The organism is Bacillus sp. LQ01, from assembly GCF_057624735.1.
The window spans coordinates 80,889-107,208 of the sequence record NZ_JBYEZL010000004.1 but is presented as its reverse complement, the minus strand read 5'-3'; the positions used below and the strand labels follow the sequence as shown (position 1 = coordinate 107,208).

At 34.7% G+C, this 26,320-nt stretch carries 18 protein-coding genes, 3 pseudogenes and 1 riboswitch; of the genes and pseudogenes, 6 read left to right on the top strand and 15 right to left on the bottom strand.

Annotated elements, in window-relative coordinates:
- Nucleotides 1–9: 9 nt before the first annotated feature.
- A complete protein-coding gene (gene thiM, locus AC22L0_RS23995) occupies nucleotides 10–819 on the bottom strand; it encodes a hydroxyethylthiazole kinase (RefSeq protein WP_001056095.1) in 810 nt (269 codons plus the stop codon).
- 72 nt (nucleotides 820–891) lie between these two features.
- Nucleotides 892–1,001: riboswitch (TPP riboswitch) on the bottom strand.
- A gap of 226 nt (nucleotides 1,002–1,227) precedes the next feature.
- On the opposite strand from thiM, the gene topB reads away from it, so the two are divergent.
- Nucleotides 1,228–3,417: a DNA topoisomerase III gene (gene topB, locus AC22L0_RS23990; protein ID WP_000047300.1), complete on the top strand. Its 2,190-nt coding sequence runs from the start codon at nucleotides 1,228–1,230 to the stop codon at nucleotides 3,415–3,417.
- 40 nt (nucleotides 3,418–3,457) lie between these two features.
- On the opposite strand, the gene AC22L0_RS23985 is transcribed toward topB, so the two are convergent.
- From AC22L0_RS23985 to AC22L0_RS23970, 4 genes are all read right to left on the bottom strand, one after another.
- Nucleotides 3,458–6,319, bottom strand: a complete 2,862-nt coding sequence (locus AC22L0_RS23985) for a YhgE/Pip domain-containing protein (protein ID WP_000810074.1) — start codon at nucleotides 6,317–6,319, stop codon at nucleotides 3,458–3,460.
- A 305-nt stretch (nucleotides 6,320–6,624) separates the two neighbouring features.
- Nucleotides 6,625–7,416 carry an endonuclease/exonuclease/phosphatase family protein gene (locus AC22L0_RS23980; RefSeq protein ID WP_000771984.1) on the bottom strand — a complete coding sequence of 264 codons (792 nt, stop codon included), beginning with the start codon at nucleotides 7,414–7,416 and terminating at the stop codon, nucleotides 6,625–6,627.
- A gap of 4 nt (nucleotides 7,417–7,420) precedes the next feature.
- Nucleotides 7,421–9,058: a PTS transporter subunit IIBC gene (locus AC22L0_RS23975; RefSeq protein ID WP_000705560.1), complete on the bottom strand. Its 1,638-nt coding sequence runs from the start codon at nucleotides 9,056–9,058 to the stop codon at nucleotides 7,421–7,423.
- A gap of 200 nt (nucleotides 9,059–9,258) precedes the next feature.
- Nucleotides 9,259–10,923: a glycoside hydrolase family 13 protein gene (locus tag AC22L0_RS23970; protein ID WP_001044703.1), complete on the bottom strand. Its 1,665-nt coding sequence runs from the start codon at nucleotides 10,921–10,923 to the stop codon at nucleotides 9,259–9,261.
- Nucleotides 10,924–11,077: 154 nt separating this feature from the next.
- Here AC22L0_RS23970 and AC22L0_RS23965 point away from each other — a divergent pair.
- Nucleotides 11,078–11,614, top strand: a pseudogene (locus AC22L0_RS23965) (BBE domain-containing protein); the annotation flags it as partial.
- A 124-nt stretch (nucleotides 11,615–11,738) separates the two neighbouring features.
- Here AC22L0_RS23965 and AC22L0_RS23960 read toward each other — a convergent pair.
- The 9 genes and pseudogenes from AC22L0_RS23960 to AC22L0_RS23920 all read right to left on the bottom strand — a co-directional run.
- Nucleotides 11,739–12,422 (bottom strand): hypothetical protein, encoded by a 684-nt coding sequence (locus AC22L0_RS23960; protein WP_000619194.1) that lies wholly within the window; start codon nucleotides 12,420–12,422, stop codon nucleotides 11,739–11,741.
- A gap of 156 nt (nucleotides 12,423–12,578) precedes the next feature.
- Nucleotides 12,579–13,268, bottom strand: a complete 690-nt coding sequence (locus AC22L0_RS23955; protein ID WP_001081905.1) for a Crp/Fnr family transcriptional regulator — start codon at nucleotides 13,266–13,268, stop codon at nucleotides 12,579–12,581.
- Nucleotides 13,269–13,469: 201 nt separating this feature from the next.
- Nucleotides 13,470–14,432 carry a carbamate kinase gene (gene arcC, locus AC22L0_RS23950; RefSeq protein ID WP_000113948.1) on the bottom strand — a complete coding sequence of 321 codons (963 nt, stop codon included), beginning with the start codon at nucleotides 14,430–14,432 and terminating at the stop codon, nucleotides 13,470–13,472.
- Between the two features lie 37 nt (nucleotides 14,433–14,469).
- A complete protein-coding gene (gene arcD, locus AC22L0_RS23945) occupies nucleotides 14,470–15,885 on the bottom strand; it encodes an arginine-ornithine antiporter (protein ID WP_000503410.1) in 1,416 nt (471 codons plus the stop codon).
- A gap of 99 nt (nucleotides 15,886–15,984) precedes the next feature.
- Nucleotides 15,985–16,983, bottom strand: coding sequence for an ornithine carbamoyltransferase (gene argF, locus AC22L0_RS23940; protein WP_000930289.1), 999 nt, complete (start codon nucleotides 16,981–16,983; stop codon nucleotides 15,985–15,987).
- Nucleotides 16,984–17,013: 30 nt separating this feature from the next.
- Nucleotides 17,014–18,246: an arginine deiminase gene (arcA, locus tag AC22L0_RS23935; RefSeq protein ID WP_000682331.1), complete on the bottom strand. Its 1,233-nt coding sequence runs from the start codon at nucleotides 18,244–18,246 to the stop codon at nucleotides 17,014–17,016.
- 268 nt (nucleotides 18,247–18,514) lie between these two features.
- Nucleotides 18,515–18,964 carry an arginine repressor gene (argR, locus tag AC22L0_RS23930; RefSeq protein WP_000711827.1) on the bottom strand — a complete coding sequence of 150 codons (450 nt, stop codon included), beginning with the start codon at nucleotides 18,962–18,964 and terminating at the stop codon, nucleotides 18,515–18,517.
- 146 nt (nucleotides 18,965–19,110) lie between these two features.
- Nucleotides 19,111–19,683, bottom strand: a pseudogene (locus AC22L0_RS23925) (methyl-accepting chemotaxis protein); the annotation flags it as partial.
- Between the two features lie 369 nt (nucleotides 19,684–20,052).
- A pseudogene (locus AC22L0_RS23920) lies at nucleotides 20,053–20,238 on the bottom strand (HAMP domain-containing protein); the annotation flags it as partial.
- A 373-nt stretch (nucleotides 20,239–20,611) separates the two neighbouring features.
- On the opposite strand from AC22L0_RS23920, the gene AC22L0_RS23915 reads away from it, so the two are divergent.
- The 3 genes from AC22L0_RS23915 to AC22L0_RS23905 all read left to right on the top strand — a co-directional run bounded on the left by AC22L0_RS23915 (nucleotide 20,612) and on the right by AC22L0_RS23905 (nucleotide 23,050).
- Nucleotides 20,612–21,334: an amino acid ABC transporter ATP-binding protein gene (locus AC22L0_RS23915; protein WP_000616925.1), complete on the top strand. Its 723-nt coding sequence runs from the start codon at nucleotides 20,612–20,614 to the stop codon at nucleotides 21,332–21,334.
- 122 nt (nucleotides 21,335–21,456) lie between these two features.
- Complete coding sequence (locus AC22L0_RS23910) at nucleotides 21,457–22,251, top strand: ABC transporter substrate-binding protein (protein WP_000823768.1); 795 nt, start codon at nucleotides 21,457–21,459, stop codon at nucleotides 22,249–22,251.
- Nucleotides 22,252–22,294: 43 nt separating this feature from the next.
- Entirely contained in the window at nucleotides 22,295–23,050 is a 756-nt protein-coding gene (locus tag AC22L0_RS23905; protein ID WP_002004337.1) for an amino acid ABC transporter permease, read from the top strand.
- A 53-nt stretch (nucleotides 23,051–23,103) separates the two neighbouring features.
- Here the strand turns inward: AC22L0_RS23905 and desB are convergent, their stop codons facing one another.
- Nucleotides 23,104–24,189 carry a Delta(10) desaturase DesB gene (gene desB / locus AC22L0_RS23900; protein WP_000661226.1) on the bottom strand — a complete coding sequence of 362 codons (1,086 nt, stop codon included), beginning with the start codon at nucleotides 24,187–24,189 and terminating at the stop codon, nucleotides 23,104–23,106.
- A gap of 581 nt (nucleotides 24,190–24,770) precedes the next feature.
- Between desB and AC22L0_RS23895 the strand changes: the two genes are divergently transcribed.
- Complete coding sequence (locus AC22L0_RS23895) at nucleotides 24,771–26,297, top strand: FAD-dependent oxidoreductase (protein ID WP_000199976.1); 1,527 nt, start codon at nucleotides 24,771–24,773, stop codon at nucleotides 26,295–26,297.
- Nucleotides 26,298–26,320 lie beyond the last annotated feature (23 nt).

The window sequence follows — 26,320 nt, the reverse complement described above, 5'->3', positions numbered from 1 at the left end:
CACTCCCTCTTACTCTAACTCCACAATCTTCCCATACTTCTCAATATCACCTGAAGTTGTATTCGCTAATTGATTTAAAAATTCAATTTGGAAACTACCAGGCCCTTTTTCTACCGCCTTAGCAGCTGCCAGTTCCGAAGCTACACCATAAAACGTTAATGCGGCTACTGCTGCTTTTACATAATCTTTTTCCACTGCTACAAATGCTCCTATTACAGAAGTTAGTAAACAACCTGTTCCCGTAACTTTCGTTAAAATAGGGTGACCATTTCGAATAACAATAGTTCTCTCTCCATCTGTAACAACATCTTCTTTTCCAGTAATGACCGCAACTGTATTTAGTTCATCTGCTGCCTGCCTTGCAATACTTACAACATTGCCATTTCCAGTACCAGCGTCTACCCCTTTAATTTCCCATTTCTCATTAATAACATTTGCTATTTCAGCCGCATTTCCGCGGATAATTGCTAAATCTATTTCGGCTGGAATATGTCTCGCAACTTCTGTTCGATACGAAGTTGCTCCTGCACCAACTGGGTCAAATAGTACTGGCACATTGTTCGCATTTGCTGATTTACCCGCGAGTAACATCGCTTCTACTTCTTCAGGACGAAGTGTCCCCATATTTAATACTAACGCTCCAGCAATGCTAGCCATTTCTGCTACTTCTTCTTTTGCATACGCCATTACAGGCGATGCTCCAAGTGCCAACAAACCGTTAGCAGTAAAATTTGTTACAACAACATTTGTAATATTATGAACGAGCGGATTAGATTCTCTCACCAAATCCACTACTTTACTAATTTCTTTCATATTCATCCTTTTCATCTCCTAACTATAATGATGGGAGATACACAAAAAGACACTTTGCGCGTACGCAAAGTGCCTGAACATGTGCTTTTACACTCTCCCTACGCTGGCATTATCCAACAGGTTCAAATGGTCAATGACGGACTAGTCATACTCTCAGTTTGCATCCACAAACTCCCATGTGCTTATTATTCATCTACTTCAAAGTCTACTCTTATTCTACTAAAATAACAAGTTCTTTACTTTTCTATTTCATATAGAAGCAACCTATATAACAATAAACATAATCAAGTGAAACTTTAATCAGTGAGTGTTTTGTTCATCCCACTAAAAACCGATCAAATATGGAGCGAAACTGAATCTCAAGAAGATGTATGCTATATTTAACTTATGGAAATTTGAAAGGATGTTTTTAATATGTCAAAAAGCGTTGTAATCGCTGAAAAACCTTCCGTTGCACGAGATATTGCTCGTGTACTTAAGTGCGATAAAAAAGGAAATGGCTACCTTGAAGGTAGTAAATATATTGTAACTTGGGCTTTAGGTCATCTCGTTACATTAGCAGATCCAGAAAGTTATGATGTGAAATATAAAAAGTGGAATTTAGAAGATTTACCGATGCTACCTGAGCGTTTGAAATTAACGGTTATTAAACAAACTGGTAAACAATTTAATGCTGTAAAAAGTCAGCTACTTAGAAAAGATGTAAATGAAATTATTGTAGCAACAGACGCTGGACGTGAAGGGGAATTAGTCGCACGCTGGATTATCGATAAAGTTAAGCTAAATAAACCAATCAAACGTTTATGGATTTCTTCTGTAACCGATAAAGCAATTAAAGATGGTTTTGCAAATTTAAAACCAGGTAAAGCCTATGACAATTTATACGCTTCAGCAGTTGCACGTTCAGAAGCTGACTGGTATATCGGTCTTAATGCAACTCGTGCTTTAACGACTCGCTTTAATGCCCAGTTAAATTGCGGCCGTGTACAAACCCCTACTGTTGCTATGATTGCTAGTCGTGAGGATGAAATAAAGAACTTCAAAGCTCAAACTTACTACGGCATCGAAGCTCAAACAATGGAGAAGCTCAAACTTACTTGGCAAGATGCAAATGGCAATAGCCGTAGTTTTAATAAAGAAAAAATCGATGGTATTGTAAAAAGTTTAGATAAACAAAATGCTACTGTTGTGGAAATTGATAAGAAACAGAAGAAGTCATTCTCTCCTGGTCTTTACGATTTAACTGAATTGCAACGTGATGCAAATAAAAAGTTCGGTTACTCTGCTAAAGAAACATTAAATATTATGCAAAAATTGTATGAACAGCATAAAGTACTAACGTACCCTCGTACAGATTCACGCTACATTTCATCTGATATCGTCGGAACACTTCCAGAACGTCTAAAAGCATGTGGTGTTGGAGAATACCGTCCCTTCGCACATAAAGTATTACAAAAGCCTATCAAACCTAACAAATCATTTGTTGATGATAGTAAAGTAAGCGATCATCATGCGATTATTCCAACAGAAGGATACGTTAACTTCGCAGCATTCACAGATAAAGAACGCAAAATTTATGATTTAGTTGTAAAACGTTTCTTAGCTGTTTTATTCCCAGCATTCGAATACGAACAACTAACGTTACGCACAAAGGTCGGCAATGAAACATTCATTGCACGCGGAAAAACGATTTTACATGCTGGTTGGAAGGAAGTATACGAAAATCGATTTGAAGACGATGATGTAACTGATGACGTAAAAGAGCAGATTCTACCTCACATTGAAAAGGGCGATACATTAACTGTAAAGTTACTTATGCAAACATCAGGTCAAACGAAAGCACCTGCACGCTTTAATGAAGCAACTTTACTTTCAGCAATGGAGAATCCTACAAAATATATGGATACGCAAAATAAACAACTTGCTGATACGTTAAAATCAACTGGTGGATTAGGTACTGTAGCGACACGTGCAGATATTATCGACAAACTTTTCAATTCTTTCTTAATTGAAAAACGTGGTAAAGATATTCACATTACATCAAAAGGTCGTCAATTACTTGATTTAGTACCAGAAGAATTAAAATCACCTACACTAACTGGTGAGTGGGAACAAAAACTTGAAGCAATTGCAAAAGGAAAATTAAAGAAAGAAGTATTCATTTCGGAAATGAAGAACTATACGAAAGAAATTGTTTCTGAAATTAAATCGAGTGATAAGAAATATAAACATGACAACATTTCAACGAAGTCTTGTCCAGATTGCGGTAAACCAATGCTAGAAGTAAATGGAAAAAAGGGAAAAATGCTCGTATGCCAAGACCGTGAATGTGGTCATCGTAAAAATGTATCTCGTACAACAAATGCTCGCTGTCCGCAATGTAAAAAGAAACTAGAATTACGTGGTGAGGGTGCAGGCCAAATTTTCGCATGTAAATGTGGCTATCGCGAGAAATTATCAACATTCCAAGAGCGACGTAAAAAAGAATCTGGAAACAAAGCCGATAAACGCGACGTTCAAAAATATATGAAACAACAGAAAAAAGAAGAAGAACCATTAAATAACCCATTCGCGGAAGCATTAAAAAAATTAAAATTTGATTAAACAAAAAGGTTCCTACCTCTATCGGTAGGAACCTTTTATTTTAGTGAATGATTTTACTTCCTTTTGCATTCTCAACAAATTTTTCACTTGATTTGTTAATTGGTGTTTTCAGTAATAACGCAGCAACAATCATAACTACTACGAAAGCACTTAACACAAGTAAATCTCGCGTTACGATATCCCAAAGCATTCCACCAACTGTTTCACGAATTGCGCTAATTGCGTATGTGAATGGTAAGAACGGATAAATCGCTTGGAAGAACGCTGGTGTCATTTGGATTGGGAATGTTCCGCCCGATCCTGCTACTTGTAGTACAAGTAAAATAATCGCCATCGATTTCCCAACGTTTCCGAAAATAGAAACGAGTGAGTATACGATACAAACGAAGACTCCACCAATAAATAAACTAAATAACACAAACCAGAACTTATCGACTACGTACGTACCGAGTAAGAATATATCTCCCATCGATACGATAAACGCTTGTGAAAGACCTATCGTTAAGAATGTTAATAAACGTCCGAAGTAAATTTCATGGCTCTTATAATTCGCGCCCTCTTCGTGTACTTCTACCGTTAATAATGAAACCATTAATAATGCGCCTACCCATAATGCAAGCACTGTATAGAATGGTGACATCGCTGAACCGTAGTTCGGCATCGCAAATAATTTATTTTCTTTTAAATTTACTGGATTCGCAAAGTAATCACTTTGCTTCTCAACATCGTTTTTCAATAAGCGTATGATGTCTTTTAAATCCTCTTCAGATTCAAAATCACGAATTTTATCTGCTAATTCTTTAATCTTTTTCTCAGTCTCCGGCATTTCAGCTTTAATGTCTACTAATTTCTTTCTACCGTCTACTAAGCCTTTTGATGAATCTTCTAGTAATTTTTTAACATCTGGAAGCTTTTTGTCTGCATCATTTAAAATTTGAGTTGTATTTTTCGACATCTCTTTTGTACGAGCAATTGCTGTATTGAAATTAGGTACAATTTCTGAATCATACGTCGATAATACATCTGTTAATTGAGCTGATCCGCCCTTCGCAGCGTTGTTAATACTTTCAATTACATCTTTTGTAGGTTTCTGGCCATTGTTAAGAAGTGTAATTCCCTTATTCGTTGCCTCTACACCTTTTTGTAAGCTGCTTTTCGCTTTGTTTAATTTTGCGATTCCATTATTAAGGTTTTTATCACTATTTACATCCGCTAAAACCTTATTTGTACTTTCTAGAACTGGAATCATATCATCAATTAAACCGATTCCAGATTGGAATTGACCATTTAAGCTTTTCAAGGCTTCCTTCGAACCTTCTAAACCATTAATACCTTTGTTTTGTACATCCTCTAGTGCTTTTTGGACACTAGATTTAGTACTTTCTAGACCATTTTTCGCTTTATCATAATCAGCTTTTGCATTATCGTATATTTCATTCGCATTAGCTTTCGCTTGATCTACTGTGCTAACTGCTTTTTTATAATCTGCTACAAACGTTTCATTATAATCTTTTTCAGCTTGATCAATTAATGCATTTGCTGCATCTAATTTTTGATTTGCTACATCTGTTACATCTTTCTTTACTTCTTGTCCTGTACCGATAACATTTACAATATCTTTAATACCGTTGTTTGCATTTTCCATACCACTTTTCAGCTTAGTTAGGCGATCCACTCGCCCTTGGAAAAAGCTTTTTCCAAAATCAGTCGTCGCTGAGTTTTGAAGTTCAGTAAATACATTAATAAGATACGAAATACCTTCTGTACGAGCTTGCAATTGATTTGATACTGCATTTAAATCTTTCTTTGCTTGTTCTGGATCAAACTGACCATTTTGCAATCCATTTAAAACACTTTTCCCATAAGCTGTTCCTGCACGTGATGAGCTTAAAACATTATTTACTGTTTGATTAATATTTTGCGCTATACTTTTATATCCGTCATTATTCAACTTAGAAAGGTCCGGTCTTGCAGGGAATTCAGGTAATCCATTCATTCCAGAGAAATCAGGAATATTTAAATCCACACCTGGATTCATTAAAAAGTTAGTAAATACAGCTGCACTATCCATAACGCCTTTTGCTGCTACTAAATCATTTCTTATCGTTCCTGGAGCGTTTTTTAATGTTTGATCTTGTCTTGCAAAGAACTTATCTAAATTCGCCAATGCTTCCTGCCCATCATTTATTACACTCTCTACAACAGGTAAATCTTTCTGCGCCACTTTCACAATATCTTCTGCTCGAGTCGCATCATCTAACGCCTTATCCATGAGTGTATTCATTTCTGGGAACTGCGCTTCTAACTTAAATACAAGATCTTTTACTTTCTCGATACTTGGTAAGTTTGTTTCTAAATCGATTCCAAGGTCATTGAAAATTTTAAAAATCTCACCGTTTGCTGTTTTAACAAAGTTTTTACTAATTTCTTCTGTAATACCTGATGCACCTTTTGCTGTAATCTTCGGTGCAATCGCGTTTACTTTCTCATTTACATAGTAATCCAGTTCTGGTTTTTTCGGATTTTCATCCAGAACAGTTGCGATTTTTTCAGAGAAGTCTTTTGGAATCGTAATACTTGCATAATAATCCCCACGCTCAACTCCGTAAATTGCTTGTTTTTCATCTACAAATTTCCAGCCAAGATTTTTGTTTTTCTTAAGGGAGTCTACAATCTCTTTCCCGATATTAATATCTTTCCCTCTTAAATTAGAACCTGCATCTTGGTTAGAAACTGCAATGGGAACCTCTTTTGTATTTCCATACGGATCCCAAGAAGCTTTAATGTTAAACCATGCATATAACGATGGTAAAATCATTAATCCTAAAACAATAACAATTGCAGCCCAATGTTTGGCTACATTCCGTAAATCTGTCTTATAAATACGCCAAATTTGTTTCATAGAAGTTATCACCTAATTATATATTTTTCCTTCTTTAGAAAATGATACATACATTTTGCAATTATATCACTTTCTACATCGTGTATTAACCAAAAACGTACTATTTTTTCCCATTAACTTTCACTTACTTCATTATATAACGAAGTGAGTCAAAGTATGAATACAAAATGACCAAATCGGTTTTACATTCAATAATAACAAATATATATGAAATGTCATAAAAAATACAAGTATTTTCTCTTGGAAATACTTGTATTCCTAAAAAAAATCCTCACAGCTTTTATTCTCTGTGAGGATTTCTTCTATTATATATCCAATTGAACCTCTACACCAAAATGATCTGAAATTACATTTCTGTTTGTACCATTAAAAATAACTTTTGAAGAATGAACTTTTTTACTTTGGTTACACAATATTAGATCGATTCGCAAATTATGTTTATTTTCATCCCAACCAGCAATCTCACCTTGGACAGTCGTTCCTTCATCCTTCTCTATTGCTAATTCATATGTGTCATACAACCCTTTTTGCATCATATACTCATAACCTTCGCCTTCCAACCGAGCATTGTTATTAAAATCCCCCATTAAGAAGGCGAGCTTATTGCTATCTACACGCTCCATCAAACGATCGACTTGACCTTCGAATAACTCTTCTTCATCATTCCACCAACCGAGATGGCAAGAGTAAAACGTTATATCCTTACCATTATAAGCAATTGTTGCACTTACAATTTTACGCGTTTTCCAATACGTTGTATCCTCGTTTTCTGAAATAAAGAACGTATCTTCTTTTATAATATTATGCTTCGTTATAATCGCTAATCCTTCTTCATACACGTCATAACCAATATGAGAGAAATCCCAAGTAATATTGTAATCTTTTACATGTAGCGCTTTTAACTCTTCTAATAGTAAAAGTCCAAAATTATCTTCTTTCTTGTTACCGCATACATTTTCAGCTTGTATGGACTGACTTACTTCTTGCAATGCGATGACATCGTACTCTTCTTCTTGAATTACTTTAGCAAGGTATTGTATCTTTTCTATTTGATTCTCTTCTTGCCAAGAATGACAGTTTAAAGTTAGCAATTTCATATTATTACGCACCTAACATATCTTGAATGTCTGACTTTAACACGTCAGCTTTCGGACCATATACCGCTTGTACACCTTTATCTTTTACAATAAGTCCTAAAGCACCATTTTGTTTCCACTGTGCTTCTGGTGCAACAACATCTAAATCTTTTACTGTTACACGTAAGCGCGTCATACAAGCATCTACGTCAGCAATATTTTCTTTTCCACCTAATAAATCGATAACTTTTGTTGCTAGTGAACCGTCTTGTACATTTCCTGTTCCTTCTGATGCCTCATCTTCATTATCAATATAGTTACCTGCACGCCCTGGTGTTGGTAAATTGAATTTTTTAATTAAGAAATTAAATAGTGTAAAGTTAAGACCGAAGAACACTAATGAAACAATAACAAAGTTGATTAAGTCTCTTGTTAAACCTGCGTTAACCATCATTGGTGTACGAGTAATTAACTCAATAAATCCAAATGCATGAACACGTAAGTTAATTAAATCAGCTAGCGCGAATGCAAGTCCTGTTGTAATAGCATATACAACATATAATACTGGAGCAATAAACATGAACATGAATTCAATTGGTTCTGTTACACCTGTTAAGAATACTGCTAATGCTGCTGATAAAAACATTGGTTTATATTTTGCACGCTTTTCTTTATCCACGTTACGGAACATCGCAAATGCAATCCCCATTAACGCTGCTGTTGAGCCGATAACTTGTCCAGCTTTGAAACGAGCTGGTACAACGTTATTTAATAAATCGTTATATGCCTTCGTATCTCCATTTGCTAGTAAATTATTTAAATCTGTAATCCATGCAAGCCATAATGGATCTTGTCCTGCTACAACTTGTCCAACTTTTGAACCAGTTAACATCGTATATGTTCCGCCTAGCTCTGTATAGTTCATCGGAATCGTTAACATATGGTGTAAACCAAATGGTAATAATAAACGCTCTAACGTTCCATATACAAACGGTGCAACAACTGGTGCGCTATCTTTTGAAGCTGCAATCCAGCGACCAAATTCATTTAACCCACTTTGGATGAATGGCCATAGAAGTGATAATACAATCGCAGTAACTGTAGACCAAAGAATTACAACGAATGGTACAAATCGTTTTCCATTAAAGAATGCTAATGCCTGTGGCAGTTTATTATAGTTATAATATTTGTTATATAAAGTAGCTCCTAAGAAACCTGTGATGATCCCTACGAACACTCCCATGTTTAATGCAGGTGCACCAAGTACAGAAGTAAAGTAATCTTTTACAATTAAATCTCCCGCTATTACTGAAGAAACTTTCGCTTTTGAATCCGCTAACATTTCAGCGTTTACGCCAAATATAGCTCCTGTAATTCGGTTTGTTAAGACGAATGCTAATAGCGCTGCAAATGCACCACCCGCGCGATCTTTCGCCCAAGATCCCCCAATTGCTACTGCGAATAAGATGTGTAGATTTGTAATGATTGCCCAACCGATGTCTTCCATTACGCGAGCGATTGTATGAACTGCGTTAACATCCCCAGCAGACATACCAATTAACTTACCGATGGAAATCATTAAACCAGCTGCTGGCATTACGGCTACAACAACTAATAAAGCTTTCCCGAACTTTTGCCAAAAATCAAAAGACGTAATTTTCATCTGTTCTTCCTCCCCTTTATTTATAACAACATAATGATTTAAATTATAATTTCTGTCCCTTTTATGAAAACGATTCCTCATATCATTTTTCTTTTTACGCAACCGTTTTCATAAATCTATTTTAATAAAAGCGTTTTCACTTTGCAATAGAAATTTATTTTTTTTCATAAAAAAAGATGCTCAAAGAGCATCCTTTTTTATTATGAAATGCGATAAACCCTTGTTTCATAAGGTTTTAAAGCAATTGTTGTTACTTCTTCATGTTCCGCAACTTCATAGTTATTTAAAAGCAAACGTTTGCGTTCTAGTGCAAATGAACCCTCATTATACACAGCTTCCTCTTTTGAGATATTACTAATTACAATGACTTTTTCATCCTGTAACGTACGTGTATATGCATAAATTTGTGGATCGTCTTCTAAAAGTAAATCGTACGTACCATAGTTCAGTACATCGTGCTCTTTTTTCAGGGCAATCATTTTCTTATAGAAATTGAAAATAGACTTTTCTTCATTTTTTTGCTTTTCAACATTAATTTCTTTGTAATTTGGATTCATGCTAAACCAAGGTGTACTTGTTGTGAAACCAGCATTCATCTCATCATTCCACTGCATAGGTGTACGTGAATTATCGCGGCAAGAAGCCCATATAATCTCCATCATATCTTGATGTGGTACGCCCTCTGCAATTTTCTCGCGATATAAATTTTTAATTGCTACATCATCGTAATCTTCAATATTTGGTAACTGAACATTTGTCATACCAATTTCTTGGCCTTGATAAATAAACGGTGTACCGTGCATAAAGAAATACATCGCCCCTAGAGCTGTTGCACTTTCACGCCAATATTGTTTATCATCTCCCCATGTTGAAACGATACGTGGTTTATCGTGATTCTCAATATATAAAGCGTTCCATCCTTTATTTTCTAATCCTTTTTGCCATTTCGTTAATACTTTTTTCAATCCTACAACATCAAGGTCTTTCTTCTTCTCTGCATCCCATAAACTTAAATGTTCAAATTGGAATACCATATTGAACTTACCTTGCTCTTCTCCAACCCATAGCTCAGCATCTTCAATCTTAACACCATTTGCTTCACCAACAGTCATAATATCGTACTTAGAGAATGTATTTTCTTTTAGCTCTTCTAATAAAGGTTGAATACCTTTCACATTCATATGTTTATCAAAAGATGGCACATATTTTAACTCTTTTGGATTTGGCATATCCTTGAGGCCTTCTTCTTTTTTAATATGACTGATCGCATCAACGCGGAAACCATCAATACCTTTATCAAGCCACCAATTAACCGTATCATATAGTACTTCGCGAACTTCTTTATTCTCCCAGTTTAAATCTGGTTGTTTACGTGAGAATAGATGTAAATAATATTGTTCTGTTTCTTCATCATATTCCCATGCCGAACCATTAAAAATACTTTCCCAGTTGTTTGGCTCCGCACCATCTTTACCATCATGCCAAATATACCAATCACGCTTCGGATTATCTTTAGATGAACGTGATTCAATAAACCATGGATGTTCATCACTCGTATGATTAATAACTAAATCAATAATAAGCTTCATATCACGCTTATGAACTTCATCTAGTAAAGCATCAAAGTCTGCCATTGTACCAAACTCATCCATAATATCTTGATAATCACTAATATCATAACCATTATCATCATTAGGCGACTTATACATTGGACAAATCCAAATTACATCTATACCTAAATCTTTTAAATAATCCAGTTTTGCAATAATACCTTGTAAATCTCCAATACCATCACCATTTGAATCCATAAAGCTTCGTGGATAAATTTGATAAGCAACCGCTTCTTTCCACCATGTCTTATTCATAGTCATTCTCTCCTTTTGCATCCCATCGGAATTTTATGCAAACGTTTTCGTAACACTATCATAACAAAATATGAACAGTTTGCAACTGTTTTCATTGAACTCTATGTAGATTCTTTATTCTTATGCTTTATTTATTTCTCACAAAGGTAAATCTCATTCTTCACCTCTTCTTGAAACTGGTAGCCCCTCTCTCTTTATAGAAGAAGTTCCTTATATAAAGGCTGTTGAATTTTTTAATGGCGGTAACATCCCTGAAAATTTCAAGCGCTCTGGTTCCTATGTCTATAAACCTATTCCCCTTAAAGGCATTCAAATCATGCAATACTTTCTTTCTCATGCACCGAATAAAGATGCTAGTATTTGGCATCAATCGCTCATAGGTGCTGTTGAAAATATTTCGCCGAATAAAACGGCTTATTTTCATCGTAAAGCAATTATTGCTCAAGAATACATTACCTCTTGGAAATGCGATGATGAAGAAAATCGAAATATACGCTGGGTTAAAGGTTTACGAGAAAGCTTAGATCCTTATACACTAGGTGACTATGTGAACTGGCCCGATATCGACATTAAAAATTGGCAAACTAGTTATTATGGCTCTAACTTTCACAGATTACGTAAAGTAAAAACCATGTATGATCCTTGTGATGTTTTTCATTTCCAACAAAGTATTCCTCCTTTTCATACGTGAAAAAAGGGGATAACATAAAAAAATCATCCAATATACCGTTACCTCGCAGTATGTTGGATGATTCAAGTTGATTTTCTATATCGTTTCAAATTCTTGCTCCTACTCATAAACTTTTACTTACAGATTAATTGTATTTCGTATCATTTTCATGCAATGAATGTAATTTAATATTTGGTACTTTATCTTTTTCAATACCTCTATTATAAGAAACAGGAACTTGAAATTCGAATTGCTTTGTCTCATGTTTTTGTAAATAGACTGGTTTCGGTACTGGATAGCTTTTTGAATTCTCGTTTGCATTATCATATAAAACAACTTTTAATGCTTGTGAATGATTACGATAATTTTTTAAAGTAACAATGCACTTCGGTTGGATATTCTCTCCATTTTTCTCCATTCTACACTGGCTATCTTCTTTTTTATATTCTATTGCTTCTACCCCTGTTTTTCCTGCGTAGTACCATGTTTTATTCAATGTCTGGAGGATTGTATTTAAAATAAACGGCATCATTACAATCAAAATACTAATGCCTACTACTTTTATCTTATTCGTTTTTCTAAATGTACTAGACTCCTTTTTTCCTAGCCATTTTAAAAATAATATAAATGCAATTACATGTAGTATGAAAGAAACAATCAATATATTTGAGACTTTATAATCCATATAAACATACGTATGTATCGGAACCTTATAGACATTGAATAGTTTTTCCCCAATTAATTCATTATCATTTGGAATTTTTAATAATAACAAAACCCCTATACTGTAACAAATAGCTACTAATCGATCATACTCAATACGAATCATTCTTTCTCCCCTTCACTTTGTATTTTATTATCGATTTTAGCTATTATTACCATACTATACAATCTTTTTATAGAGGATAACGTAAAAAAGTTCCTTATAAATATATAAAGAACCTTATTAATATACACTATGAATTAAAAAATCAATATACAATTTTCACATAGAGATTTCTTCAAAATATGTTGGATCATGTATTGTAATTTTTTTATCTAAAATTGTAACAATGCTATCATTTTTTAATTGTTTTAATACGCTGCTAACTGTCTCTCGAGATGTTCCAGATATTTTGGATATTTCAATTGTTGTAAGTGGACATGAAATTACAATCTTTTCTCCACTCTGTTCTCCTAAATCCTGCATTAAATAATTTAACGTTTGGATAACACGATCTTGTGCATTAGGAATTGTAATATTTTGCACTCGATTTTCGTTCAATTTTAATATAGATGATAATTGCTGAACAACGTACATCAATTGCGTTCTGCTGGACTTTACCATATCTTCAAAGATTACCGTTGGAATATAATATACCTCCACATCCGTCATTGCTTCTGCTGTATAGTTATATCCTCTGTCTGTAAACATACCACCATAAGGAAAAATAGAATATCGCTTCACATAGTCATCGTATAATAAGTTCCCATTTTGATTAACCCGCTCTAACTTTACAAAACCATCTAACATGAAGTAAATTCTTTCTCTTGAATCCCCTTCTAAAAATAAAAATTGACCTTTTTTATAAGTTCGCCAATAAACAAACTCTGTTAAGCCTTTCAATTTTTTTTCTGTTAAATGAGCAAATAATTCGAACTGCTTTAAGTCTTTCACTACGTTCCGTCTATTCATAAAATTCCCTCTCTCTTGCTGTATGTTGGAGCGAAAAAATCAAGAAAGCGTATTCAATTTGAATTTTATCATAATTAACTTACATATTCAGATTTCATCATGAAAACTTTATGAACAATGAGTACAAAAAATATTAATAAATAAAAAGAATGAAGTTACTAACTCCATTCTTTTTTACTACTAAGTAGCGTACATAAGAATTTAAACATACATGCATACATTCTGTTTTGAAATAATAGTACCAGCTTTTTCTTCTAGTGCTTCATATACTTTTTCTAAAGACGTAATAATTGTTTTTCTTTTTGGATTTGTATTAACAAAATTAATAGCAGCTTCAATTTTCGGAAGCATGCTTCCCGCAGCGAATTGTTGTTCTTCAATATATTCTTCTAATTGATTCACTGTGACATGCTCTAATTTTTTTTGATTCGGTTGATTATAATTTACATACACATGATCAACTGCAGTTAAAATAACGAGCGTATCGGCATCTACTAATTCTGCTAATTTCTGTGCAGCGAAATCTTTATCGATAACCGCTTCAGTTCCTTTTAGCCCTTCTTCGGAATCAATTACTGGAATTCCACCTCCGCCAACAGCTATCACTATATTTCCATCTTCGACCAAAGAATTAATCACTTTATGTTCATGAATACTTACAGGCTTCGGTGATGGAACAACACGTCTCCATCCTCTACCAGCATCTTCTTTAAACACTGCTTTTGTTTCATCCATTAATCTTCTGGCCTCTTCTTCTGTATAAAAAGGACCGATTGGTTTAGTTGGATTTTTAAATGCCTCATCTTTTTTATCCACAACAACGCGTGTTATAACCGTTGCTACGTCTTTTTTTATATTCCGTTTTTTCAATGCCTTTTCAATCGCATTTTCCATCCAATATCCAATCATTCCTTGGCTCATTGCCCCACAAGTATCTAATGGCATTGCAGGTGTCTTTTCCGTTTCTGCAGCTTTTTGCTGTAATAAAATATTCCCCACTTGTGGGCCATTTCCATGCGCAATTACTATATCCACATCATTTTCCATTATTTTCACAAGTTGTTCTGCCGTTTTTTCCAACGCTTCTTGCTGCGCTCCCGCAGTAGCTTCTCCAGACTGTATCGCATTTCCCCCTAGTGCAACTACAATTTTTCTTCGTGCCATATTCCAGCCCTCCAGTTGATTTCGCTTTCACAGCGCTTTATAAAGTAATACTGCCTGTAATTAATCCATAAATCGCAAAGAATGCTAAAGCACCAATTGCTACGGATGATGCTAATTCCACTCGAGTAAATATTTGCTTCGAACTCTTTTGCTTTTGAACATTGTAAAAAATAAAAATACCTGGCGCATATAAAGTCATTGTTAATAATAAATACTCTAAACCAGCTGCATAAACTAGCCACACGCCATAAATACTTGCTATCAAGCCAATTATTATATTTTTATTTCGATCTGCTTCTTCAGACTTTAAGCTATGCTTCAGTTGATAAAACGCTGAAAAAGCATATGGGATTAAAATAGCTGAAGATGCTAAAGAGAATGCAAAGTTATACGCCTGATCAGAAACGACGAATGTTAACAAGAACATTTGTATTAAACCATTTGTTATCCATAATGAATTTACTGGAGCCTTATTTTTATTTTCTTTTGCGAACCATTTTGGAAATACTCCATCTTTAGCCGCTAAATATGGAATTTCAGAAGCGAGCAAAGTCCAACCTAACCAAGCACCTAATACAGAGATGACCAAACCTAAATTAATAAAGATAGCACCCCATTTTCCAACAACACTTTCAAATAAATAAGCCATAGCCGGATTTTTCAAACCTGCAATATCTGCTTGCTGCATAAGTCCAAGAGACAATAATGTGATTAAAATGTAAATGATGAGTGTACCAATTAAGCCAATAACGGTTGCTTTCCCTACATCACTTCTATTTTTTGCTCGACTGGATAAAACAACAGCCCCTTCTACCCCAATAAATACCCATAAAGTTACAAGCATTGTACTTTTAACTTGGCTGCCAACTGCTCCCCATGAAAAAGAACCAGCTTGCCCCCAAAATCCATCTAAGAACGTATCAATATGAAACGCGAAGATTCCTATGACAATAAATACAAATACAGGTACTAATTTTGCGATTGTAGTTACTAAATTCACAAGGGCTGCTGATTGAACTCCACGTAAAATTAACATGTGAACACACCATAATAATACGCTTGCACCAATAATGGATTCTACATTTTGACCGCCTTCAAAGATCGGGAAGAAATATCCTAATGAAGAAAACAATAATGTACCGTAAGCTACATTTCCAAGCCAAGCAGATAGCCAGTATCCCCACGCACTATTAAACCCCATAAAATTACCAAACCCTGCTTTTGCATAGCTAAAAATACCACCATCTAAATCTGGCCGTTTTACAGTTAGATTTTGAAAAGATAATCCAAGTGCAATCATCCCAATTCCTGTTATAACCCAGCCAATAATAATGGCTCCAGCACCAGCACCTTTTGCCATATCACTCGCTAAATTAAAGGCTCCACCGCCAATCATAGACCCAACTACAAGAGCCGTTAGTGTAAACAACCCTAATTTCTTATCTTCACCCATTCCACTCACCTCTCTTAAATTGCAATAACAATACAAAAGCAATAGTGAATGATCGTGTCTAAAGGAGGAGAAAGAAGAAAGGAAGACTCCCTTTCTTCTTTACTCCATATTTCCTAAAGTAGCTGCCATAACCGCTTTAATTGTATGCATTCTATTTTCAGCTTGATCAAATACTTTTGAATGTTTACTGCGGAATACTTCGTCAGTTACCTCCATTTCTTTCAACCCATATTTCTCATAAACTTCTTCGCCATACATCGTTTCAACATCATGAAATGCAGGTAAACAATGTAAGAAAATCACGTTTTCATTCCCTGTTGCTTTAATCATTTTCATATTTACTTGATAAGGTTTCAATAACTCGACACGTTCAGCAAATTTTTCTTCTTCCCCCATAGACACCCATACATCTGTATAAATTACATCCGCATTCGCAACAGCTTCTTCCACATTGCTTGTTATCATTACCTGTTCATTATATTTTTTTGCTAAATCAATTACTTCTTGTGCAGGCCATAAAGATTCCGGTGTACAAATACGTACATCCATTCCAACGATTGCTCCACCAACTAGTAAGCTATTAGCAACATTATTTCGTCCATCGCCAACGTAAACGAGCTTCACATTTTTCAATTTCCCTATATGTTCTCTAATTGTTAATAAATCTGCTAGTGTTTGTGTTGGATGCCACATATCTGTTAATCCATTCCAAACCGGCACACCAGAATTTTGTGCTAAAGATTCTACGGTTTCATGATTAAATCCACGAAACTCAATTCCGTCAAACATACGCCCTAACACTTTTGCTGTATCCTCTACAGATTCTTTTTTCCCAAGTTGAATATCACCTTTCCCTAAATATTCAGGATTTGCTCCTAAATCTGTACATGCTACTGTAAATGCACAACGTGTACGAGTAGAAGTTTTTTCAAATAAGAGCGCTACATTTTTACCTTCTAAATAATGATGCGGAATACCATTTTTCTTTTTCTCTTTTAATTCTGCTGCCAAATCTAGAAAATATAATAATTCTTCTTGTGTAAAATCTTTTTCTGCTAGAAAGCTTCTTCCTTTTAAATTTGGTCTAGTCATTAACATAATTCATCCCTACTTTCTCCGTTATTTATACTAAATATCTTTACGAACAATTGGCATACTCATGCAACGTGGACCCCCACGACCACGAGATAATTCCGAACTTAGCACCTCAATCACTTCTATACCGTGTTCCCGTAATAACGTATTAGATACATAGTTGCGATCATATGTAACAACTACACCTGGCGCGATTGCTAATGTGTTCGAGCCATCATTCCATTGTTCACGAGCAGAAGCAATTACATCTCCTCCTCCACATGGAATAAGAACTAATTCACTTAAGCCTAATACCTCTTTTAATGCTTCCATTAAAGAAGTACGATGTGTAATTTTAAGAGTTTCCTCATCTGATCCTTTTTCTAAAATATAAATATTCATATTCCCTTTTGGCCCTTGAATGGCTGGGTGAATTGTAAACTTGTCATAATCAACCATTGTAAATACTGTATCTAAATGCATAAATGCTCGACATTTTGGAATTTCTATTGCTAACACTTTCTTAATTTTATTTTGTCGGCTAAAGAGATTTTTAGCTAAACGTTCAATTGCTTTAGCTGAAGTACGAGCAGATACTCCAATCGCAATTGTTTCTTCATTTAAAATTAGCTCGTCGCCACCTTCAATTGGAAATTTATAATCACGATCTAACCAGATTGGTACATTATGTTTTGCAAATCTTGGATGATATTTAATGATGTACTCCATGAATAATGATTCACGTCTACGCGCTGGTTCTCTCATCTTATTTATCGTTAAGCCATCGCCCACGCTAGCTGCTGGATCACGAGTAAAATATAAATTAGGCATTGGATCTAAGTAAAACGGATAGTGATCTTCCATTAATTCATATAAATGTGTCTTCTTACTTGTTTCAATTTCGTTTTTCCGTACACCGCCCATAATTTTTTGAATTAATTCTTCATTTGAAAAGGAAAGTAAATATTCTTTTAAAGTTTGATGTGCAACATTTACGTCGGCCTGTCCTTCTTTTAAAATACGATCAACAAATTCTTCTCGAAGTTTTTTATCTACTAACGCCTCAGCGGCTAGTTTTTCTAAATAAAGAACTTCAACACCCCGATTGCGTAACGTTTGTGCAAAATAATCATGCTCTTTTTGAATAATTGGTAAGTATGGAATATCGTCAAATAATAATTGCTGCAAATAATCTGGCGTCAAGTTTTCCACTTCTTTACCCGGTCGTTTTAATAAAACCGTTTGTAATTCTCCAATTTCTGAAGTAACATGTATCGGATGTTTCATTTGTTGTACCTCCTTTTAAATATGTTTGATGTCTTACAAGTACATAATAAATGCTCTGCACTTTCATCTTTGTGAAAGTATCCACATTATCATTGTGAAATATTAAACAAGTTATTTTTTTTAAATCATACGAATATGTATTTTTATAACAAACTATCTCGCTTTCTCAATAAAAAATACATATATTACGCATATATGTTGAATATTTAACTTCCGTATTTAAACAAAAATCCTGTTTTTAATTTTATTAAAAACAAGATTTTTGCATCTAAATAATTAAATTTAATCTTTCTTCTATAATCTCCCTATCTGATTTCGACTGTGAAATTATAAGGCATGTATCATTTCCACATATACATCCTATTTTTTCTTTCCAATCTAACTCATCAAATAAAACACCAATAACATGTGCATTACCAGGTAATGTTTTAATAACCATTAATTGATCTACACAATCAATTTTCACAACAACTTCTCGTAATTTTTTCTTTAACTTTATATCAGTTTGTACATGCTCTTCTGAGAAAACTTTATATATCATTAATCCTTCTTGAGAAGGTACCTTCGTTAAGTTTAACTCACGAATATCGCGAGAAACCGTAGCTTGTGTTACTAATACATCTTTTTTTGCTAACAATTCTACTAATCTTTCTTGCTTATCTATTTCATACTCCTTTACAAATTGTTTAATTAACCGTTGTCTTTTTTCTTTTTTCATAAAAGACACCCCTTTTAATATTATAGCTCGCTATAATTTTCATCCGAAAGGGACAGAAAAGAATGTTGCGGAAACGTTCATAGTTTAACTGTAAATATTAAATCAAGCTAAATAAAAAAGAGAAGAACAGCATTCTGTTCTTCCTTTTACATTGAAAATCGTTCAATTGTTTGTTTCAAATCAGTTGCTTGTTTCTCTAAATCCTTTAATAATTGATCGATTACTATCATATTTTTAGACTGTTGTAGCGTCACACGCGCCACTTCTTGCGAACCAGCTGACGTTTCTTCAGCAATTGCTGCTACAGCTTTTGTTTGTGCTCCTGTTTGATGAATGTGGCTCACTTGTTCATTCATATAACTACTAATTTGCTGAGTTGCATCGGCTACTTCCATAACACTTGATGACATTTCTTTTAAAATTAATTCCGTAGCTTCCCCACGTTTCGCCTCTTCTTTAGCTATTTTCACTTGTTCTGTCATTTTCATTGCAACTTGTTGTACTTCATCTTGCATATTCCGTAATAACTGCGATATGTTTCTTGCAGAATGATCACTTTCATCAGCAAGTTTCCGTACTTCTTCCGCAACAACCGCAAAGCCTCTTCCATGCTCTCCTGCGCGAGCTGCCTCAATAGAAGCATTTAGTGCTAATAAATTCGTTTGGCTAGCAATCGCACTCACAACAGACACAATATGTTCTACTTGTTTCATTCGTTCTTCTAACTTCTGTACATTTTGCATTGAATCTTCATTTTCTTTTGCCAATGTTTGAATACCTTGAATTAAAGACGTAAAGACACGAGTACTATGCCCTAAAGCTTCAACCATTTCTGAAGACAATGTATCAGACTGCTTCGCTTTTTCTTCTACTTCACTTGCAATAGAAGTCGTTGTATCAACAGCAGAAACAATTGCTTGAATTGATGCCGCTGATTGCTCAGCGCCTGAAGAAATTTCTGCAAGTGTCTCAGATACACCTTGCGCTTGTCTCGTTGCTTCGCCTGTTTGTTTTCTAATCTGCTGTACTTGATTATTTGTATACGAAAATGTTGTATCAATATTTTTTACCATGCCCCTTAAGTTTCCTAACATCATATTAAATGCAACACTTAAAGATTTAATTTCATCATCTGTCTTCGGTAATGGAACATCTTCACGAATATCACCCTCAGCTGCTTTTCTTGCCGCTTCCTCTAACTTGCGAAGCGGTTTAATTAAAAATACGGCTGCTCCATATGCTAAAATTCCAGACCATACTACCCCTAATAACATAACGATAATATTATATACAGTTTGACTTACATAACTTTGAAAATAATCGTATATCACGTAAATAAAAAAGATACTTGTTGAATATGTAATGAAAGCTAAAACTGTAGTGAATAGCATAAGTTGTGTACGTAATCCAAAAGAAAATGTTTTCCTTTCTTTTTCCATCTTCCCTTTCCCCCTTTTTATAAGCAATATAAATACTACCTATATATTATTATCCATATTTTCATTATAGAAGGATATAGAGATTTTAAAAAAATTATTTCTTTGAATATCAAATTGCACGAAAAAATAAAGGATTCTGACAATTTATGACTAATAACAGAAATAAGGGGCAACATTTGTAAAATATATTTTTAACTGGGGGTTTTGTATGATTCAAGTTCGAAATCTAGTAAAATCATTCGGTTCACTTGATGTGTTAAAAGGAATTGATTTAGAAGTAAAAGAAAAAGAAGTTGTTGTTTTAATTGGTGCCAGTGGTTCTGGTAAAAGTACATTACTTCGCTGTCTTAACTTTTTAGAAATGTACGATGAAGGCGAAATTCACTTACAAGGTGAGCGAATTGATCCAAAGCATTCAAATTTAAATAAAGTCCGTGAAAATGTCGGTATGGTTTTTCAGCACTTTAACCTCTTTCCTCATATGACCTCACTAGAAAACATCATAGAAGCACCTATTCACGTAAAAAAATTAGAGAAAGCAAATGCAAAGGATATTGGAACTCAACTTCTCCAAAAAGTCGGCCTTCAAGATAAAGCAGATGTAACTCCTCATCTTCTTTCAGGTGGTCAAAAACAGCGCATTGCCATTGCACGAGCTCTTGCAATGAGCCCTAAGATTATGCTATTTGATGAGCCTACCTCAGCTTTAGACCCTGAACTTGTTGGAGAAGTATTGCAAGTTATGAAAGAACTTGCTGAAGAAGGGATGACAATGGTTATTGTTACTCATGAAATGAATTTCGCAAGAGATGTAGCTGATCGCGTCATCTTTATGGATGATGGAAAGATTGTAGAAGATGCTCCGCCAGCACAATTCTTTTCAGCTCCATCACATGAACGGGCAAAACAATTTTTACGCAACGTTTTATAATGTAACTTTTGTTTCGAACGAAAAAGAATACATTCATACGGTGCACAACTAATCATCCAAATAAAATATTTCAATAACATACTAAAAAACCATCCGTATGATCAATATATAGGAGGGGTTTTATGAAAAGAAAACTATTAACCATTGTTGCTAGCATTACACTATGTACATCTTTCATACTAGGAGCTTGTAGCAAAGAAAGCTCTACTACTTCAACAAATGGTGAAAAAGAATTTCGCTATGCGATGAGTGGATTATACAAACCTTTTAACTATAAAGAAAATGACGGCAAACTTGTCGGTTTTGATGTAGAAATCGGTGAAGCTCTTGCTAAAAAGATGAACATGAAGGCTACGCCAGTTACAAACCCATGGGAAACGCTGATTCAAGGTCTTCAAGCGAAGAAATATGATGTAATACTGGGTAGTATGGCAATTACAGAGGAGCGCTTAAAAGCTGTTAGTTTCTCAAATCCGTACTATCGCTCTGGCGCCCAAATTTTTGTAGCTAAAAAGAATAACGCTATCTCTTCTCCAGAAGATTTAAAAGGTAAGAAAATTGGTGTTGTAAAAGCTAGTACCTTTAAAAATCTGGTTGCAAAATATACAGATCAAATCACTGAATATGACAGCGATATTACTGCTCTTATGGATTTAGAGCCTGGGCGTGTTGACGCAGTAATTACGGATCAAATGGTTGGTCTACGTATGATAAAAGAAGGAAAATCAAATATAAAAGAAGCCGGAAAACCATTAAATCTTGATGAAATGGGAATTGCTATTCGCAAAGATGATAAAGAAATGGTTGAGAAAGTAAATAAAGCGTTAGATGAAATCATTAAAGATGGTACGTATGAAAAGATCAGTAAAAAATGGTTCGGGCGTAATATTCTCGGTGAAGAGGAAAAAACGAAGTAAGTTAGCCATTCAAAAGATTCATAAACAGTGCCCCACTGATTAAATGTTCATTTTATGTGGGGCATTTCATTCTCTACTAAAATCTATACAATATGAGGTGAAACGCATGTTTGAAATTTTTATCTCTACCTATCCCACACTCTTAAAAGCTACTATTGTCACATTACAATTAACATTAACCTCCCTAGTACTCGGTTCATTAATTGGATTATTATTTGCTTTCTTTCGGATCTCGAATAACAAAGTTTTAAATAGCATTGCTCATATCTATATTGCTATTATTCGTGGTACACCTTTAATCGTTCAAATCGCAATTCTCTATTTTGGCATTACATCTGTCATTGTTTTCTCCCCTTTTTGGGCAGGAGCAATCGCTTTAGCAATTCATAACGGTGCATATATTACGGAAATTTTCCGAGGATCCATTCAATCCGTCGACCGGGGACAATTGGAAGCCGCTCGCTCCTTAGGTATGCCTTACCCTTTAGCTATGCGCCGGATTATATTACCACAAGCATTTCGTCTGTCTCTTCCTCCTCTAGGAAACCAATTTATTATCGGATTAAAAGACTCTTCACTTGTCGCTTACGTAGGACTGTCCGAGTTATGGGGATCAGGTTTATCAATTGCAGCAGGTAACTTCCAACAATTAGATACTTACATAATCGTTGGTGTATACTATCTCGTACTTGTTCTTCTATTTACTTATTTTGTTAATCTCTTAGAAAAACGACTACAACGAAAAGAAACTAACTCCGTCCAATTCCATAAAAAGAACAAAAAGGAAGTTTCTTTATAAGAAAAAGCAAGCCTGAGATGGCTTGCTTTTTCATTGCAAAAATATATTAATGTTTACTGATTTACTTTTTTAATACTCTTTTCTTCCTCTATATGTTCCTCACGATATGAAATATTATGAGGATCTAGTCCATTTCCTAAAGAACCATAGAAATGCTCTCTATGCGGATCCACTAATTCACTTCCTTGATAATACACACGTGGTGTATTCCATAGCGCTGCCAAAGCTTTTGTCATCGGCATCTCATGATAGCGTTCCGGCCACATTTCTTTAATCTTCTCTTTTACTAACGGATAGTATTTAGAACTCATAGCAGGAAACAGATGATGTTCTGTATGATATGAGAAATTGAAATGTAAAACGTCTACCCAGCGCGGCACTGTTACTGACAAACAGTTTGCTAACGGATCATTTACTGGAACAATTGGATTTAAGCGGTGATTTGTTGCGATATATGCCATTACAATAAAGTTAGCAATTAACAACGGAATGACATATGCAAATAACCATTTTCCAGGTCCCATAATAAACAATAAACTAATCCAAACTGTCCAAGGCAAAAGAAGTTGAAGCCATACAGATTTTTGATTGGATGACTTGAACTCTTTTATAAAATGAAAGAACATTCGAGTCGAATGCAATGTAAATTGAATTGTTAGTGACAGAAAACTAAAGAATGAACGTACATGTAAAGGCATACGATATACCCAACTCAAAAACTTACTCTTCTTAAGTTTCTCAAGTGTCGGCCATGCATCCGGATCATTCTCTTCATGCTGTGTATGAACATGATGCGTTGCATTATGCCACTTTCTCCAAAGCTTTGGCCCTGTTGATAATGGCATAAATGCAATCGCGCCTAAGAAGTCACGAAGCCATGCCTTTCTTACAACAGTTCCATGTAAAATTTCATGCCCTAAAAATCCAAGTGAAGCAAAACATAATCCAAGAACAATCGCAATTCCTAGATTCGCCCACACATTCAATTCAAATACACCAATCGATATTAACCCCGCCAATGCCACAAGCAAATAAGCCAGTCCACCAAATAAACGAGTAGGCACTGGTTTAAATGCTTTTTTCGGCAAATGTGGTGATACACGTGCTGCATACCACCCAAACGTATGAAGCTCCTTCATCCTTTTGCTCCTTTCTTATGCCGCGCCTTGCGCAACTTACATATATCAATTCTTGCTTCCAGATTGATTTTACTAGATGATCCAAAAAGCATCTATTATAAGGAAAATATACTCACTCTATCGTCACTTATTTTTCGCTTTTATTATCAATGAAAAACATTTCTCTTTTTACTCTCTATCAACCTTTCCACATGATGAATCATAACAATAGAATTTCTATATTGTCAACACCTTTTATGACCTAGTAATAAAAGGTGGTTATATTTTTATAATCATACTTTATTTCACTAAAGAAAATGTATAGATTCCATAAGGATTTACCCACTATATATAGACATTTTCTTAAACGCCATAGACTCTATCTCATTCAATAACTCCCTATGTAATCAACAAACAGAATCACTTGAATTTAGTTTTATATAAATCCTACCACTTCATAATGCCCCATCTAATTAATTATATTAAAATAATTTATAACCTCTTTTAATAAAAATAGACTACTTCTAAAACAACACACATGAATTTCATATATTATGGAAATATTAAAAGGAAAATTGTTCTAAAATCAGGAGGTTTCCGCAATGACAAGTGATACATTTCCACAACTGCCGCTATCTTATTGGATTGAATCTACTCAGTTTCCTACTTTCCCTCGTTTATCCGAAAATATAAAGACAAAAGTTGCTATTATCGGTGCTGGTATTACAGGTATTACTACTGCCTATTTACTTGCAAAAGAAGGCATCGATGTTGTTTTAATTGATTCTGGTCGTATTTTAAACGGAACGACTGGGCATACAACAGCGAAAGTAACAGCACAACATGATCTTATTTATGATGAATTAATAAACCATTTCGGTGTAGAAAAGGCCGGGCTTTACTATGAATCAAATAATCAGGCTCTACAATTCATAAATGAAACTGTTCAAACATATAAAATCGACTGTAATTTCTCAAATGAAGATTCATATTTATATACAACTACCGATAACGGATTAAGAAATTTATCGAAAGAATATGAAGCTTATCAAAAATTAAATATACCTTGTGACTATGTTCAATCTCTATCGATTCCTATTCCAGTACAATCTGCGCTTATAATGAAAAATCAAGCACAATTCCATCCCCTTCTTTATTTAAAAACACTTTTAGAAAAGTTTGTGGAGATGGGCGGAAAGCTCTACGAACAAACAACAGCTATGGATGTGGAAAAGGGAGATCATCCACAAATAATTACAAAAGAGGGCCATCATATCACTTGTGAATATGTCGTCTCTTGTTCACATTTTCCTTTTTATGATGCAAATAGCTTTTTCTTTACGCGAATGTACGCAGAACGCTCCTACGCTCTTGCAATAAAAGCAAAAATGGATTATCCAGGTGGCATGTATTTAAGTATTGATGATCCAAAGCGCTCCTTACGCTATATAACAAACAATGGAGAAAAATTAATTTTGATTGGCGGAGAGAGTCATAAAACAGGACAAGGAATAAATACGATGCTTCATTATGAAGCACTTTATTCTTTTGCTGAAGCAACTTTTGGAATAGACGAGGTTCCTTATAGATGGTCAGCACAAGATTTAATCACTCTAGATAAGCTTCCTTATATCGGACATATTAACGAAAGAAATCCAAATATCTTTGTTGCAACTGGATATCGCAAATGGGGCATGACAACTGGAACTGCTGCCGCTCACCTACTGAAGGACTCCATCCTAAAAGTCCACAGTCCCTATAAAGAACTGTATGCACCATCACGCTTCCATGCAAATCCAGATATAAAAACGTTCCTCTCCCAGAACATTGATGTTGCGAAACATTTAATTGAAGGAAAGATTGAAACCGCATTACGTAAGCCAGAAGATCTCGAAGTTGGTGAAGGATCTGTCGTACATGTTAACGGTAAACGAGCAGGTGCTTATAAGGACAAAGAAGGAAAATTACATATCGTCGATACAACTTGTACACATCTCGGCTGTGAAGTTGAATGGAATAATGGTGATTGTACTTGGGATTGTCCTTGCCATGGTTCTCGTTTTTCAATTGAGGGAGACGTTCTTGAAGGCCCAGCAGATCAACCGTTAAAACGCGTTGATAATGAGTAAACAAATAAAGAAGTTCAACAGAA

What these genes read in the sequence shown, in the direction of transcription:
- topB (WP_000047300.1), top strand. Translation starts at nt 1,228, where the DNA reads ATGTCAAAAAGCGTTGTAATCGCTGAAAAACCTTCCGTTGCACGAGAT.
- AC22L0_RS23910 (WP_000823768.1), top strand. Translation starts at nt 21,457, where the DNA reads ATGAAAAGAAAACTATTAACCATTGTTGCTAGCATTACACTATGTACA.
- argR (WP_000711827.1), bottom strand. Translation starts at nt 18,964, where the DNA reads ATGAAAAAAGAAAAAAGACAACGGTTAATTAAACAATTTGTAAAGGAG.
- AC22L0_RS23980 (WP_000771984.1), bottom strand. Translation starts at nt 7,416, where the DNA reads ATGAAATTGCTAACTTTAAACTGTCATTCTTGGCAAGAAGAGAATCAA.
- thiM (WP_001056095.1), bottom strand. Translation starts at nt 819, where the DNA reads ATGAATATGAAAGAAATTAGTAAAGTAGTGGATTTGGTGAGAGAATCT.
- arcD (WP_000503410.1), bottom strand. Translation starts at nt 15,885, where the DNA reads ATGGGTGAAGATAAGAAATTAGGGTTGTTTACACTAACGGCTCTTGTA.
- AC22L0_RS23915 (WP_000616925.1), top strand. Translation starts at nt 20,612, where the DNA reads ATGATTCAAGTTCGAAATCTAGTAAAATCATTCGGTTCACTTGATGTG.
- AC22L0_RS23985 (WP_000810074.1), bottom strand. Translation starts at nt 6,319, where the DNA reads ATGAAACAAATTTGGCGTATTTATAAGACAGATTTACGGAATGTAGCC.
- AC22L0_RS23955 (WP_001081905.1), bottom strand. Translation starts at nt 13,268, where the DNA reads ATGAATAGACGGAACGTAGTGAAAGACTTAAAGCAGTTCGAATTATTT.
- AC22L0_RS23960 (WP_000619194.1), bottom strand. Translation starts at nt 12,422, where the DNA reads ATGATTCGTATTGAGTATGATCGATTAGTAGCTATTTGTTACAGTATA.
- AC22L0_RS23905 (WP_002004337.1), top strand. Translation starts at nt 22,295, where the DNA reads ATGTTCATTTTATGTGGGGCATTTCATTCTCTACTAAAATCTATACAA.
- AC22L0_RS23975 (WP_000705560.1), bottom strand. Translation starts at nt 9,058, where the DNA reads ATGAAAATTACGTCTTTTGATTTTTGGCAAAAGTTCGGGAAAGCTTTA.
- arcA (WP_000682331.1), bottom strand. Translation starts at nt 18,246, where the DNA reads ATGAAACATCCGATACATGTTACTTCAGAAATTGGAGAATTACAAACG.
- desB (WP_000661226.1), bottom strand. Translation starts at nt 24,189, where the DNA reads ATGAAGGAGCTTCATACGTTTGGGTGGTATGCAGCACGTGTATCACCA.
- argF (WP_000930289.1), bottom strand. Translation starts at nt 16,983, where the DNA reads ATGTTAATGACTAGACCAAATTTAAAAGGAAGAAGCTTTCTAGCAGAA.
- AC22L0_RS23970 (WP_001044703.1), bottom strand. Translation starts at nt 10,923, where the DNA reads ATGAATAAGACATGGTGGAAAGAAGCGGTTGCTTATCAAATTTATCCA.
- arcC (WP_000113948.1), bottom strand. Translation starts at nt 14,432, where the DNA reads ATGGCACGAAGAAAAATTGTAGTTGCACTAGGGGGAAATGCGATACAG.
- AC22L0_RS23895 (WP_000199976.1), top strand. Translation starts at nt 24,771, where the DNA reads ATGACAAGTGATACATTTCCACAACTGCCGCTATCTTATTGGATTGAA.